This window comes from Ruegeria sp. ANG10 (assembly GCF_040705255.1).
Lineage (GTDB): Bacteria > Pseudomonadota > Alphaproteobacteria > Rhodobacterales > Rhodobacteraceae > Ruegeria.
Map to the genome: position 1 here is coordinate 64,868 of NZ_JBFCVU010000011.1, position 13,407 is coordinate 78,274.

13 protein-coding genes and 1 tRNA gene are annotated in these 13,407 nt (G+C 58.0%); 2 read left to right on the top strand and 12 right to left on the bottom strand.

What is annotated here, in order from left to right; translation table 11 throughout:
* Window positions 1–123 precede the first annotated feature (123 nt).
* The 7 genes from AB1A64_RS19130 to rpsA all read right to left on the bottom strand — a co-directional run bounded on the left by AB1A64_RS19130 (window position 124) and on the right by rpsA (window position 5,501).
* Window positions 124–198 (bottom strand) — tRNA-Cys (locus AB1A64_RS19130).
* A 364-nt stretch (window positions 199–562) separates the two neighbouring features.
* Window positions 563–1,810, bottom strand: a complete 1,248-nt coding sequence (gene trpB, locus AB1A64_RS19135; RefSeq protein WP_366553262.1) for a tryptophan synthase subunit beta — start codon at window positions 1,808–1,810, stop codon at window positions 563–565.
* 67 nt (window positions 1,811–1,877) lie between these two features.
* A complete protein-coding gene (locus tag AB1A64_RS19140; RefSeq protein ID WP_366553264.1) occupies window positions 1,878–2,213 on the bottom strand; it encodes a hypothetical protein in 336 nt (111 codons plus the stop codon).
* Between the two features lie 47 nt (window positions 2,214–2,260).
* On the bottom strand, window positions 2,261–2,902 hold the full coding sequence (locus AB1A64_RS19145) for a phosphoribosylanthranilate isomerase (RefSeq protein ID WP_366553266.1): 642 nt from the start codon (window positions 2,900–2,902) through the stop codon (window positions 2,261–2,263).
* Window positions 2,903–2,911: 9 nt separating this feature from the next.
* Window positions 2,912–3,265 carry a lipopolysaccharide assembly protein LapA domain-containing protein gene (locus tag AB1A64_RS19150; protein ID WP_366553268.1) on the bottom strand — a complete coding sequence of 118 codons (354 nt, stop codon included), beginning with the start codon at window positions 3,263–3,265 and terminating at the stop codon, window positions 2,912–2,914.
* 3 nt (window positions 3,266–3,268) lie between these two features.
* A complete protein-coding gene (ihfB, locus tag AB1A64_RS19155; RefSeq protein WP_037310872.1) occupies window positions 3,269–3,553 on the bottom strand; it encodes an integration host factor subunit beta in 285 nt (94 codons plus the stop codon).
* 271 nt (window positions 3,554–3,824) lie between these two features.
* The gene (gene rpsA, locus AB1A64_RS19160) at window positions 3,825–5,501 is read right to left on the bottom strand and encodes a 30S ribosomal protein S1 (RefSeq protein WP_010438032.1); all 1,677 of its coding nucleotides are present in this window, start codon (window positions 5,499–5,501) and stop codon (window positions 3,825–3,827) included.
* Between the two features lie 307 nt (window positions 5,502–5,808).
* Between rpsA and AB1A64_RS19165 the strand changes: the two genes are divergently transcribed.
* Window positions 5,809–7,272 carry a sulfatase-like hydrolase/transferase gene (locus AB1A64_RS19165; protein ID WP_366553271.1) on the top strand — a complete coding sequence of 488 codons (1,464 nt, stop codon included), beginning with the start codon at window positions 5,809–5,811 and terminating at the stop codon, window positions 7,270–7,272.
* Window positions 7,273–7,459: 187 nt separating this feature from the next.
* Here AB1A64_RS19165 and AB1A64_RS19170 read toward each other — a convergent pair whose 3' ends face one another.
* A complete protein-coding gene (locus tag AB1A64_RS19170; RefSeq protein ID WP_366553273.1) occupies window positions 7,460–9,145 on the bottom strand; it encodes a tryptophan halogenase family protein in 1,686 nt (561 codons plus the stop codon).
* A gap of 219 nt (window positions 9,146–9,364) precedes the next feature.
* Complete coding sequence (locus AB1A64_RS19175) at window positions 9,365–9,889, bottom strand: hypothetical protein (RefSeq protein WP_366553275.1); 525 nt, start codon at window positions 9,887–9,889, stop codon at window positions 9,365–9,367.
* Between the two features lie 218 nt (window positions 9,890–10,107).
* Here AB1A64_RS19175 and AB1A64_RS19180 point away from each other — a divergent pair, with 218 nt between their 5' ends.
* Complete coding sequence (locus AB1A64_RS19180) at window positions 10,108–10,587, top strand: YHS domain-containing (seleno)protein (protein ID WP_366553277.1); 480 nt, start codon at window positions 10,108–10,110, stop codon at window positions 10,585–10,587.
* A gap of 18 nt (window positions 10,588–10,605) precedes the next feature.
* Here AB1A64_RS19180 and AB1A64_RS19185 read toward each other — a convergent pair whose 3' ends face one another.
* The 3 genes from AB1A64_RS19185 to AB1A64_RS19195 form a co-directional block, all read right to left on the bottom strand.
* Complete coding sequence (locus AB1A64_RS19185) at window positions 10,606–11,223, bottom strand: d(CMP) kinase (RefSeq protein WP_366553279.1); 618 nt, start codon at window positions 11,221–11,223, stop codon at window positions 10,606–10,608.
* Window positions 11,220–12,566: a 3-phosphoshikimate 1-carboxyvinyltransferase gene (gene aroA, locus AB1A64_RS19190; RefSeq protein ID WP_366553281.1), complete on the bottom strand. Its 1,347-nt coding sequence runs from the start codon at window positions 12,564–12,566 to the stop codon at window positions 11,220–11,222. Before aroA ends, AB1A64_RS19185 begins: the two co-directional genes overlap by 4 nt.
* Window positions 12,567–12,634: 68 nt before the next feature.
* Complete coding sequence (locus tag AB1A64_RS19195) at window positions 12,635–13,345, bottom strand: tRNA (guanine(46)-N(7))-methyltransferase TrmB (RefSeq protein WP_366553283.1); 711 nt, start codon at window positions 13,343–13,345, stop codon at window positions 12,635–12,637.
* Window positions 13,346–13,407: the final 62 nt, after the last annotated feature.

Here is a 13,407-nt window from a genome sequence, read left to right on the forward strand (position 1 = left end):
GCCTCGCCCGGCCAAAGCCTGACGTTGCGCGGTGCCACCCCTGCTGGGGAGCACCCGGACCCTTATGATTTTGGACCGTTTTCACGGGCCGGCGTGGAAGGCCGGTGCTGACTTAACAGCTTTGTCAAATGACGGGATTCGAACCCGTTACACATCGATTTGCGGTCGATTGCTCTCACCAGAATGAGCTACATTTGGAGCTTTGGAAGGAATTGAACCTTCGCCTACAGATGGGAAACCTGCCGCTCTATCCAATTGAGCTACAAAGCATACCAATCCCCGGTTCGGCCCTGGCATACGGGATCGGCAACGCCGCCCGCACCGAGAGAGTGATCACCTCTGCCCGCTAGGGTCCGGCCCGTCGTGACCGGTAACGGCGGGTTTAGGCGAAGCCGCTGGATTCGCTCAATAATTTTTTGAGGCCCGAAATCAGACCTGTGGCTGTCGCGCAACAAAATTACCCAGTTGCGCAATATTCAAAAAGCCTAGGACTAAAATACAAAGCGGCGCACCCGGTTCAGGCACGCCGCTCTTGTCGAAAATTTCAAATTTTACCACTTGGTCAGTCGGCGCTGCGGCCTTCGGTATCCGACATGTCGAAGTTCAGATATTTGGCCACGGTCTGCACGTCCTTGTCACCGCGCCCACACATGTTCATGCAGATCAGGTGATCCTCGGGCAGTTCGGGTGCAATTTTCATCACATGCGCCAGCGCGTGGCAGGGTTCCAACGCTGGGATGATGCCCTCGGTCGCGCAGCACAGCTGGAACGCTTCCAACGCCTCTTTGTCGGTGATTGCAACGTAGTTGGCGCGGCCAATATCGTTTAGCCAGGAATGTTCGGGCCCGATGCCCGGATAATCCAGCCCGGCCGAGATCGAATAGCCTTCCAGAATCTGCCCGTCATCATCCTGCAGCAGATAGGTGCGGTTTCCGTGCAGCACGCCCGGACGACCACCGGTCAGCGAGGCGCAATGCTCCATCTTTTCGTTTACGCCTTTACCACCGGCCTCAACGCCAATGATGTTGACCTCTTTGTCATCAAGGAACGGATAGAACAGACCCATCGCGTTCGATCCACCGCCAATGGCGGCAATGATCGTGTCGGGCAGACGGCCTTCGGCCTTCATCATCTGTTCCTTGGCTTCCTTGCCAATGATCGACTGGAAATCGCGGACCATCGCTGGATACGGATGCGGCCCCGCGACGGTGCCGATGCAGTAGAACGTGTCACGGACATTGGTTACCCAGTCGCGCAGCGCGTCGTTCATCGCGTCTTTCAGTGTGCCACGGCCAGAGGTCACCGGAATCACCTCAGCCCCAAGCAGGCGCATGCGGAACACGTTCGGAGCCTGACGCTGCACGTCATGCGCGCCCATGTAGACTACACATTTCAGGCCGAATTTGGCGCAGACGGTCGCGGTAGCCACGCCGTGCTGGCCTGCCCCCGTTTCCGCTATGATGCGGGTCTTACCCATACGCCGCGCCAAAATGATCTGGCCCAGCACGTTGTTGATCTTGTGCGCGCCGGTGTGGTTCAGCTCATCGCGTTTCAGGTAGATTTTCGCACCGCCCAGATGCTCGGTCAGGCGTTCCGCGTAATACAGCGGCGAGGGACGGCCCACGTAGTTCGCCCACAGATCGTCCATCTCAGCCCAGAAGTCCGGATCATCCTTGGCCTTCTCATATTCCTCCTCCAGGGACAGGATCAGAGGCATCAGCGTTTCGCTGACAAAACGCCCGCCGAAGATGCCGAAACGGCCCTTTTCGTCGGGGCCGGACATGAAGGAATTAAAAAGATCGTTGGCCATGGGTGTCTCCCTCGTCGTACCCGTTGTTCATAGGAGGTGACGACAGGATTTGCCATGGCAAAACGTATCATTCCGCCGCTTCAACTTGCTGTGCCCAAACCTGCAAAGCCTGTTGGTTACTGGGCACCGCAATACAGGGGAAGTGATAGAACTGGTTCACATCTGCCAGCCGATTGGCCGCTAGCACGACCTGGCGGTGGGGCCCCGACTGGGCAAAGGTTAACATGGCTTCCAGGTCGTGCCATACGCTAAGCGAGAAATACAGCCCCTGGTGTGGGAACACGCCAGCATGCAGGCACAACGGGTCGCCACGCGCCTGAAGCAAGGCCTGATGGGCGCGCCAGAAGAACTCTGGCCCATAGTACCATCGTTTCAATGAAACTCCGCCGATCGCCGCCAGCATTATTGCGTCCTCCCCTACCGGGGATACGCAGGTGCGGGCCGATCAGATCACCGGGTCGCGTCGATAAAGGCCCGGACCAATGCCGAATCCTTGACACCGGGCGCGCTTTCTACACCTGACGAGACATCCACGTGTCGCGCGCCGGTCATGCGGATCGCCTCGGCGACGTTCTCGGGCGTCAGCCCCCCGGCCAGCATCCACGGACGCTGCCAGTATTTACGCCCCGCCAAAAGGCGCCAGTCAAACGCCAGTCCATTGCCGCCCGGCAGTTCGGCATTTCGCGGCGGCTTGGCGTCGATCAACAATTGATCGGCCACCTCGGAATATAGATCAATCGCCGCGAGGTCTTCCGCCTCGGCCACGCCAATGGCTTTCATCACCGGCAAGCCAAACCTGTCACGAACCTCGGCCACCCGATCCGGGCTTTCCTTACCGTGCAATTGCAACATGTCCAGCGGTACATTGGCGACGATCCGGTCCAATTCCTCATCCGTCGCGTTCACCGTCAGCGCGACCTTGGCAACTCCGGCGGGCACCAGATGTGCCAACTCTGCTGCAGCCGAGACCTCAAGATGACGGGGCGACTTGGGAAAGAAGACAAAACCGACATAACGCGCACCAGCATCCACCGCTGCACGCACGTGATCAGGGGCGGTCAGACCGCAGATTTTGACGGATACATCAGACATAAAAGGGCCTCAGCTGGCCTCGTCCAAAAGCGCCAGAACTTCGTCTTGCCCTTCGTTCTGCTTTTTCTTGAGCTTCTTGACCTCACGCTCAAGCTTGCGCACTTCGCTTTTCTTTGCAGTCGCATCACGGCGGTGCTTGTGCTCGCGCAGCCATTCCCAAATGAACCCGATGATCAGGCCGGCAACCACGCCGCCCAGCACCACGACAAACAGCGGCAGCGACGTGCTGAGGTTAAAGCCCAAAAGCTCGGCAAAAGCTTCGGGCATCAGGGTCAGTTCAACCGTTTCGCGATTCGCCAGCGAGACGGAGATGAGAACGATCCCGAGGATCGCCAGAAAAGCATATCGAAGGTAGCGTATCATGCCCTAGGCTTTACCGTTCAATCGGTCCCTAAGCAACTTGCCAGTTTTGAAAAATGGAACACATTTTTCTTCGACCTGAACGGTTTCACCGGTGCGCGGATTGCGGCCAACGCGCGCGTCGCGCTGTTTTACCGAAAAGGCACCGAAACCACGCAGCTCCACACGGTCACCACGGGCCATGGCATCCGTCACTTCTTCGAACACGGTATTCACGATCCGCTCGACGTCGCGTTGATACAGATGCGGGTTTTCGTCGGCGATTTTCTGAATCAGTTCTGAACGGATCATAAGCGTTACCCTCCCAGGCGACCGGTTAGCCATCTCTATTTATTTGGACAGTATAGGAAAAAACCGTGATCGGGGGAACGTAAACTCTGTGTGCAAAGCCTTCATTTTCGCGCCAAGTCACGCGTTTTTTTGCTTGCGAGCGTGAAATTCACCGCAAAAGCGCGAACGACAGCCGGAATAAGCTCAAATTTTGGAACATATTGATTCGCAACAAAAACGACCCCGCGCGGATACGCGGGGCCGTAAATTCGGCTAAGACTGAAGTTTGGGCTTAGTCGCCCGATTTCAGTGCTGCACCCAGGATGTCGCCCAGCGATGCGCCCGAGTCGGAGGAACCATACTGTTCCACGGCCTCTTTCTCTTCGGCGATCTCGCGTGCCTTGATCGACAAGCCCAGACGGCGGGTCTTGCTGTCGACGTTGGTGACGCGGACGTCGACCTTGTCACCAACCGAGAAACGCTCGGGGCGCTGTTCGGCACGGTCACGCGACAGGTCGGAACGGCGGATGAAGGACTTCATGCCTTCGTATTCCACCTCGATGCCGCCATCTTCGATTGCGGTCACTTCGACGGTCACGATCGAGCCACGCTTCACGCCGCCCACGGCTTCGGCGAACTTGTCACCGCCCAGGGCTTTGATCGACAGCGAGATACGCTCTTTTTCCACGTCAACTTCCGAGACAACGGCCGAAACCATGTCGCCTTTGCGGTAGTTCTGGATCGCATCTTCGCCACGCTCGTCCCAGGACAGGTCGGACAGGTGAACCATGCCGTCGATGTCGCCTTCGAGGCCAATGAACAGACCGAATTCGGTGATGTTCTTGACTTCGCCCTCGACCTCGGTGCCCTCGGGGTGTGTTTCTGCAAACACTTCCCACGGGTTGCGCTGAGTCTGCTTCAGGCCCAGAGACACGCGACGCTTGGCGCCGTCGATTTCCAGAACCATGACGTCGACTTCCTGGCTGGTCGAAACGATCTTGCCGGGGTGGACGTTTTTCTTGGTCCAGGACATTTCGGACACGTGCACCAGACCTTCGACACCGGCTTCCAGCTCGACGAACGCGCCGTAGTCGGTGATGTTGGTGACGCGACCCTGATGGACCGAGCCCAGCGGGTATTTCGCAGCAACCAGATCCCACGGATCTTCCTGCAGCTGCTTCATGCCCAGGCTGATGCGGTGGGTCTCTTTGTTGATCTTGATGACCTGAACCTTGATGGTTTCGCCGATCGTCAGGATCTCGGACGGGTGGTTCACACGACGCCATGCCATGTCAGTGACGTGCAGCAGGCCGTCAACGCCGCCCAGATCAACAAATGCACCGTATTCGGTGATGTTCTTGACGACACCCTCGACGGTCTGACCTTCGGACAGGTTGCCGATAACTTCGGCACGCTGTTCGGCACGCGATTCTTCCAGGATTGCGCGACGCGAAACAACGATGTTGCCACGGCGGCGGTCCATTTTCAGAATCTGGAACGGCTGCTTCAGACCCATCAGCGGGCCAGCGTCGCGCACCGGGCGAACGTCAACCTGCGAGCCGGGCAGGAACGCAACTGCGCCACCCAGATCGACAGTGAAGCCACCTTTGACGCGACCAAAGATTGCACCTTCGACGCGCTGGTCGTCGGCATATGCTTTTTCCAGACGGTCCCATGCCTCTTCACGGCGGGCCATCTCGCGCGAGATGACAGCTTCGCCACGGGCGTTTTCTGCGGCGCGCAAGTAGACTTCTACCTCGTCACCAACAGCGATTTCAGGGGCTTCGCCGGGATTTGCGAATTCTTTCAGATCAACGCGGCCTTCCATTTTGTAGCCTACGTCGATGATGGCTTGGCCGGCTTCGATCGCCAGAACCTTGCCTTTGACAACAGAACCCTCTTCGGGTGTGTCCATTTCGAAGCTTTCGTTCAGGAGGGCTTCGAATTCCTCCATGGATGCGTTAGCCATGTGGCGTTGTTTTCCTTTACATACGTTTTTGCTGGCCGAGCGGTTGTTTCCGCCGGTCTTGTTTCATGATGCCTTCGGGCGTGATCCGGGGCGCATCTGACTACACAAACACAAAGGGCCGAGGTAACCCGGCCCTGCTCAGATACGTCATCCGGACGTTGACCGCCCTTGTTCAGACGCGTGCTCTATAGCGAGTCTGCTGAAGCACTGCAAGTCAAAGCCGGAAAGCGACCCAGTTGTCGCAAGTTGAAGTCCTCCGTCGGCGAAACGGTGCTAGGCTCAATCCAGCGATCAAGGAGCAGACGATTTGAATTTTCTGGTCATAATTTCAGACGAACACCGTAAGGACGCGATGGGATGCGCTGGCCACCCGATCGTCAAAACCCCCAATTTGGATACCTTGGCGGCGCGGGGTACGATGTTCACCTCGGCCTATACGCCGTCGCCGATGTGCGTCCCGACCCGCGCTGCGTTGTCTACCGGAGACTGGGTACACACCACTGGTCACTGGGACAGCGCGACACCCTATGCCGGGCATCCGCGCAGTTGGATGCGTCAACTGCGAGACGCAGGGCGCGAGGTCGTCTCGATCGGCAAGCTGCATTTTCGCTCGGCCGAGGATGACAACGGGTTCTCGAAGGAAATACTCCCTATGCATGTTGTTGGAGGAATCGGCTGGGCCGTGGGCCTGCTGCGCGAGAACCCGCCCGCGTATAATTCAGCCGCCGAGCTGGCGGGTGATGTCGGCACCGGGTCCAGCACCTATACCGACTATGATCTGGATATCACCGCCGCGTCCGAGGCATGGTTGACCGATCCGAAACGTCACGATGCACCATGGGCCGCCTTTGTGTCCCTGGTCAGCCCGCATTATCCGCTGACTTGTCCCGAGGAATGGTACGACCTTTATGATCCCGCGGATATGGACCTGCCGGTGGGTTATGGCCAAGGCCTCCCTGATCACGCAGAGCTGCAAAACATTGCGTCGTTCTTCAACTACGATGACTATTTTGATGAACAAAAGATGCGCGAAGCCAAGGCTGCATACTACGGTCTGACATCGTTCATGGATGATTGTGTGGGGCGTATCCTAAAGGCTCTGACGGAAAGCGGTCAGGCCGAAAATACGGTCATTGTCTATGTCTCGGATCATGGCGACATGATGGGCGATCAGGGGTTCTGGACCAAACAGGTGATGTATGAGGCCAGCGCCGGGGTTCCTATGATTGCGGCCGGGCCGGGAGTCCCCGCCGGTCGTCAGGTCTCGACCTGTACAAACCTGACAGACATTGCAGCAACCGCGCGGGACGTCTGCGGTGTTCTTGATGATGCAGGCAATGCCGATCAACCCGGCGTTTCGCTGATCGATCTGGCCACGGCACCGGATGATCCCAACCGAACCGGGTTCAGCGAATATCATGACGGGGGGTCAAAAACCGGCAGCTTCATGGTGCGCTGGGACAAATGGAAATACGTCTATTACGTTGGGCATGACCCCCAGCTTTTCGATCTTGCATCGGACCCGCATGAACAGGCCAATCGCGCCATGGACGGGGTTAACGACCCCGAAGTTCAAGCGGCATTGGTCGAAGGCGAACGCCGTTTGCGCGACATCTGCAACCCTGAAGAGGTCAACGCGCGCGCCTTTGCAGATCAGCGTAAGAAGATTGCCGAACTGGGCGGAGAAGAAGCCTGTCGAACGGCCTTCGTCTTCAATCACACTCCAACCCCGTCCGAACAAGAAAAGCAGCGGGAAGGATCCGCGCTTTAGCTCAGATATCCTCGCCCTTTTTTAGAAGCTTGTAGGTCAGCTCACGCTGAAGGTCGCCGCCCACGAGCTGTTGCGCCCTGCCGCAATAGCGTGCCCTGATCGTCAAAGAGCCATTCTGAGGGCAGAGATGTAACACTCCACCCTCAGCTTCACCCCAAGCGCCCTCTGTAGCGAGCGCAAAGAAGGTCTAGAACAGTTGCAAATCCTTCGCGCCGCTTTGGATTTCGGCGAAGTTCGGCATGTTCTGGATTGGTACAGATGATGTCGCTGCACCTGGCATCGCCACTGTCGGCTTCGTCGCCATCGTTTTGCCGAATGCTGGTCGCTGCAACTCCCCTCGGATATCGTGTAGCAGCATTTTGTGATCCGGCATTTTCGTGAGGATCTGCGCAAGATGTGCTTTCGCAGTCTTCATACCCTGGAACCAAATCTGTCGCTTTAGTGGCCGCAGACGATCGCGGATGCCGGTTCCATAACCGGTATCATAAACCTGTTTGCCCAATAGAACCGTTTGATAAACACGAAAGTTGAACAACGTCGCAAATTCGATGTCATGTTCCATTGGCAGACGATGCTGCCATAGCTCCAGGTTTTCGGCCAACCGATCCGGTATCTTCATCTCGTTGCGCGCGTCGATCCAATACTGATCATCAGTGCGGTTACCCAATCGATAGTGGAGACAGATGAACTCCAGAACCTCATCATAAAGCTTGTTCATCTGCCGATTATACCGCGTCCGCAAGGATGGCTCGATGTCCCGCGTGGGCAAGTGTTCCGCGAACCACCGCACCGCATGATCGACCATGTGAATCGCCGTACTCTCTAGCGGTTCAATAAACCCGCCGGACAGGCCGATCGCCAAACAGTTCTTAACCCAGGCATTGCGCACACGCCCTATGCGCATGGGGATCACGCGCGGCGTCGCGCCCTTGCCGCTGTCACCCAGCCATTTGAGGTATTCATCCGCCGCCTGATCATCCGTGCGATGCGCGGAAGAGAACACATAGCCCGTTCCCACACGGTTATACAGAGGCACCCGCCAGGTCCAACCTGCGCCAAGAGCGGTCGAGCGCGTGACGCTTTCGATCTTCTTTGGGTTTGGATGCTCGATCTGCAACGCCATGGCTCGATCGTTTGGCAAATAGTCCGAGTAATCCATAAACGGTTCGCCAAGCGCTTGGTTGATGATCAAGCCGCGGAACCCTGTACAGTCTATGACCATCTCGATGTCATGGCGGCCCTGGCGTTCCAACATCAGATGGCTGACATTGCCCTGTTCATCCAGTTCGACCGATTTCACCTCATCTTGAATATGCTCCACACCGCGCTTGGTGCAGACTTTGGTGAGCATGCCTGCAAATTTCACGGCATCCAGATGATACGCATAGCCAAACCGCTGTTCGTATTCAGGCTGCCCCAACTGCCGCGCGCCTTTGCACAGACGAGCCAAATCATCATGAGGCGAAATGGACCGTGTAAAATCCCGATCCCCATTGCCAAAGCGCAAGAAATACTCGGCGGTTTCCAACCCTTCCAACAATTGGCCATGCGCAAAGGGGTTCACATAATCGATGCGATTGCCTTTGCGGTCCTTGTTCCAGTTGCAAAACTTCACACCCAGTTTGAACGAGGCGTTGGTTTCGCGAAAAAAATCCCGCTCGGAAATGCCCGCCTGCCGAAGTGTGACCGGCATGCGCGGCACTGTCGCCTCGCCCACACCTACAGTGGCGATATTGGGGCTCTCAATCAGGCATATGCGAGGGCGATCTTTTTCCGCTGACGTGCGGGAAAGCACCATTTCCAGTATCAGCGCGGTCATCCACCCCGCTGTGCCGCCACCGACGATGGTGATCTTGCGCAAACGATTATTCATGTTTTTTTGTCCCTGTTGGCTCAAGGGATTTTAAAGCTACGTGCCCATTTTTTGTGTCTTGGACTTAGATCGCAGCTTTCCCTTCTGGCGTACCGAAGACTATAACAGCTTTATTGCGTCCAGCTAGGGCCTATAAACTGGGGATATCAGGCCCATCACGCACGAAACAGAACTGTGAGGCGGGCTGCTATCAGCCCAAGCGCAAATTCTGAGCGTTCGTCAAATCTCCTCACCTTTCTTCAGAAGATCTTCGATCAATTGCCGCTGCAATTCGTTGCTGTCACCGCCGCCAAATTGAATCGCCCCACCGGTATAAGACGTGCCGTAGGTTGCAGCGATATTCACTGTTTGAGCCAAGCCTGAGATCAGTTGGTCCTTCTTCAAAGACGAAAGCGGATGAATGAATGTTGCCCAAACGATTCCGTTGGCAATCGCATAGCGAGCATCCAAAGCCGTGTCGAAATTGGCCTGCATCATTCGGTGCAATTCCTCTTTTGACAGCTCATCAGCACTGCGGATGGCCACCATCGCACGCATGCGATCGGTGCTGATATCAGTGACGACCAGAACAGGCACATCCGACAGCGTCAATGCAAAGCCCGGCCCCTGCGGCTGTGCCTCGGGATCAAGCGCAAAGAGGATCTTTCCCAGACGTTCATAGTTCATCGGTGGCTCGGTCTCAGGCGCATCTTGGGCCGCCAGACCTCCGGCTAGAAAAATCAACACTAGGGCTAGTCGGATCATGGCATCTCTCCTGCAGGCTACACCCTTACAATAGGTACCCGCCTGCACCCTGACCAAACAAAGCTTAGTGAAGAGTATGCCGTGCGCCGCCACAGGTTTGAACGATCTGCAAGGTTTGCCGATCTTACTGCGATAGCCCGTTCAAAACCTCGCCCCTAGCTTTGTTTCAGCGGTTGGCTCCCCCGCCGACCCGAACCTGAACAGGAAAGGAAAACACAATGAAGTCTCTGGTTCTGACAACCCTGATCGCCACCTTGCCCCTGATCGCCGCGCCGGCCTTTGCAGCAGATGAGATCAATGTCTCGAACGGCATCTCGGCTGCGGGCGCGCCCTTGGCAGCGCATGGCGTCGATCTGGTGGCCTTGGTCAACGAAGGCAACCCGGTCGAAGGGTTTGCCACCCATTCTTCGACCTATGACGGGGCATCATACTACTTCACCAGCGCCGCCAATCTCGAAGCGTTCGAGACCAACCCGAAGGCTTATCTGCCCCAGCACGGCGGGTTCTGCTCGTTCGGCGTGTCAGTTGGTAAAAAGTTCGACGGCGACCCGGATCAGTATCTGGTTGCGGACGGCAAGTTGTATCTGTTCCTGAACGCTGAAACGCGCGCCGCGTTTCTGAAAGACGTACCAGCCACCGCAAAAACCGCGGATGATCAGTGGGCGCAGATCAAATCTGTCGCTGTAGGCGAGCTGTAAATACCTCTCCCCGCGGCGTTAGGACGTCGCGGGGCGTTTGCTTTTGACAAGGGCTACGGCCTGCGCCAAAGCTGCCTCAATACTCAGGTCAGACGTATCCAACAGCACAGCATCTGCGGCAGGTTTCATCGGCGCAGCACTGCGTTCGGCATCCCGTACATCTCGCTCGCGCACATCTGCCAGCACAAACTCTCGGGTCACATCAGCGCCCTTTGCACGCAGTTCCAAAAAGCGGCGCTCCGCCCGAACCTCAGCACTGGCGGTGACGAACAGTTTCACTTCGGCCTCGGGGCAAATCACCGTTCCGATATCGCGCCCATCCAGCACAGCCCCCCCTGCCCGACGGGCAAAGGCGCGTTGGAAATCCACCAGCGCCGCGCGCACCTCGGGGATCACTGCCACTTTCGAAGCCGCCTGTGCAATCTCGGCCGTACGCAAATCGCCTTGTTCCAACTCTTGCGTAGTCAATGCCTGCGCGGCCTCAACTGGGTCGGTCCCGTCCAGAGTCCGGCGCCCAACAGCGCGATACAGCAGCCCCGTATCCAGATGCGCAAAACCGAACTGCGTCGCCACCCCTTTCGAGATCGTACCCTTGCCCGCCGCCGCAGGGCCGTCAATGGCGACGGTGAAACTCATGTGCGTTCGACCTTGGCACCCAGGGCGGCCATCAGCGGCTCGAAAATCGGGAACGAGGTCGCGATTGGCCCGCCGTCATCCACGGAAACCGGAGACTTCGCACCCATCCCCATGACCATGAACGACATGGCAATGCGGTGATCAAGATAGCTTTCGCAGGTGCCGCCACCGGGGACATTACCGATGCCCAACCCTTCGACCGACCACCATTCTTCGCCCTCGTCCACGGTCACACCATTGGCCCGCAACCCGCGCGCCATGGCGTCAATTCGGTCGCTTTCCTTGACGCGCAGCTCTTTCACGCCGCCCATCATCGTGGTGCCGTTGGCATTGGCCGCCACCACAGACAACACAGGATATTCGTCGATCATCGAGGCCGCCCGTTCCGGCGGCACATTGATCCCCTTCATATTCGGAGAGTATTTCGCGCGCAGATCAGCGACGGGTTCGCCGCCCTCTTCCCGCTCATTTTCGTATGTCAGATCCGCGCCCATTTCACGCAATGTGGTGAACAGCCCCGCGCGGGTCGGGTTCAGGCCGATGCCCGGCACCAACACGTCCGAGCCCGGCGTGATCAGTGCCGCACATACCGGAAAGGCCGCGCTGGACGGGTCGCGCGGCACGGCGATGACCTGCGGCTTCAACTCAGGGCGACCGGTCAGGGTGATCACTCGGCCCTCATCCGTATCCTCGACGGTGATTTCGGCACCAAATCCGGCCAGCATCCGTTCCGAGTGGTCACGGGTGGCCTCTTTTTCGACCACGACGGTCTTACCCGGTGCGTTCAGACCGGCCAGCAACACTGCGGACTTCACCTGCGCCGACGGCACCGGCACCTCATACCGCACAGGCACGGGTTCAGCTGCACCAACGATGGTCATTGGCAGTCGCCCGCCCGAGCGGCCCACCGATTGCGTCCCGAACAACGCCAGCGGATCGGTGACGCGGGCCATCGGGCGTTTATTCAGGCTTGCATCGCCGGTAAAGGTCGCCGAAATCGGACAGGTCGCCATCGCGCCCATGATCAGCCGCACACCGGTACCCGAGTTGCCGCAGTCGATCACCTGATCGGGTTCCGCAAAGCCACCGACGCCGACGCCATGCACGGTCCATTCGCCGCCGCCGTGATCCGTGACCTCGGCCCCGAAGGCACGCATGGCTTTGGCTGTGTCCAGTACATCCTCACCTTCCAACAGGCCCGAAATCTTGGTCTCACCCACGGCCATTGCGCCCAGGATCAGCGATCGGTGCGAGATCGACTTGTCGCCGGGCACTTCTGCTGTGCCAGTCAGCGGGCCGCAGGGATGCGAGGTCATCGGGATGGGCGTGCCGTGTCCGGACATGGGGGCTCCTGTTTTCGCTATCAGTTCAAGGCGGATTAGCGAATTGGGGCCGGTTGGTCCAGCGGCAATCAGTCTTTGCGTCGGAAGGTCAGATAATGTGGCGTCCGACCTTCACGCAAAGCCTTTTGTTCATAACGGGTGGAAATCCAGTCATCCCACGGCTCGCGCCAGTCAGCGGGGCGTTCGGCCAGCCATTCAAACCCGGCGCGCGGAACCTCTTCCAACGTCTGGCGGACATAGTCGGGAATGTCGGTTGCAACACGGAAGATCGACCCGGGCTTCAGGACGCGCGCCAAAGGCTCCAGATGCTCGGGCGTTACAAAACGGCGACGGTGGTGCCGCGTCTTGGGCCACGGATCGGGGTACAAAAGAAACGCACGGGAAATGCTGACCTCAGGCAGAACATCGAACAGATCCCGCGCATCGCCGGGATGAACGGCCAGGTTTTCCACCCCAGCCTTGCGGATCTTGCCCAGCAGCATGGCAACGCCATTGATATACGGCTCGGCCCCAATGATACCGACATCGGGATTTCTGGCGGCCTGATGCACCAGATGCTCACCGCCGCCGAATCCGACCTCGAGCCAGACATCCTTGCCGCCAAACAGCGCCTTCAGGTCCAGCGGATGGCGTTCAGGGTTGGCCTCCCAATCCACAGCCCCCGGCGACAAGGCATCTAGGTCTTCGTCCAGATACGTCTTTTGACTCTGCTTCAGGGTCTTGCCCTTGAAGCGGCCATAGAAGTTTCTGCGGGGGCGTTGGGGTGTCTGGGTGCTCATGCCGGTGCCCATACTGCGCAGACGACGCCGAGGCAAGGGGCGGTCATATCAGTTCAATCGAC

Bases quoted from the DNA above. Each gene is read 5' to 3' on its own strand.
- trpB (WP_366553262.1), bottom strand. From the start codon at position 1,810: ATGGCCAACGATCTTTTTAATTCCTTCATGTCCGGCCCCGACGAAAAG.
- AB1A64_RS19140 (WP_366553264.1), bottom strand. From the start codon at position 2,213: ATGCTGGCGGCGATCGGCGGAGTTTCATTGAAACGATGGTACTATGGG.
- AB1A64_RS19145 (WP_366553266.1), bottom strand. From the start codon at position 2,902: ATGTCTGATGTATCCGTCAAAATCTGCGGTCTGACCGCCCCTGATCAC.
- AB1A64_RS19150 (WP_366553268.1), bottom strand. From the start codon at position 3,265: ATGATACGCTACCTTCGATATGCTTTTCTGGCGATCCTCGGGATCGTT.
- ihfB (WP_037310872.1), bottom strand. From the start codon at position 3,553: ATGATCCGTTCAGAACTGATTCAGAAAATCGCCGACGAAAACCCGCAT.
- rpsA (WP_010438032.1), bottom strand. From the start codon at position 5,501: ATGGCTAACGCATCCATGGAGGAATTCGAAGCCCTCCTGAACGAAAGC.
- AB1A64_RS19170 (WP_366553273.1), bottom strand. From the start codon at position 9,145: ATGAATAATCGTTTGCGCAAGATCACCATCGTCGGTGGCGGCACAGCG.
- AB1A64_RS19175 (WP_366553275.1), bottom strand. From the start codon at position 9,889: ATGATCCGACTAGCCCTAGTGTTGATTTTTCTAGCCGGAGGTCTGGCG.
- AB1A64_RS19180 (WP_366553277.1), top strand. From the start codon at position 10,108: ATGAAGTCTCTGGTTCTGACAACCCTGATCGCCACCTTGCCCCTGATC.
- AB1A64_RS19185 (WP_366553279.1), bottom strand. From the start codon at position 11,223: ATGAGTTTCACCGTCGCCATTGACGGCCCTGCGGCGGCGGGCAAGGGT.
- aroA (WP_366553281.1), bottom strand. From the start codon at position 12,566: ATGTCCGGACACGGCACGCCCATCCCGATGACCTCGCATCCCTGCGGC.
- AB1A64_RS19195 (WP_366553283.1), bottom strand. From the start codon at position 13,345: ATGAGCACCCAGACACCCCAACGCCCCCGCAGAAACTTCTATGGCCGC.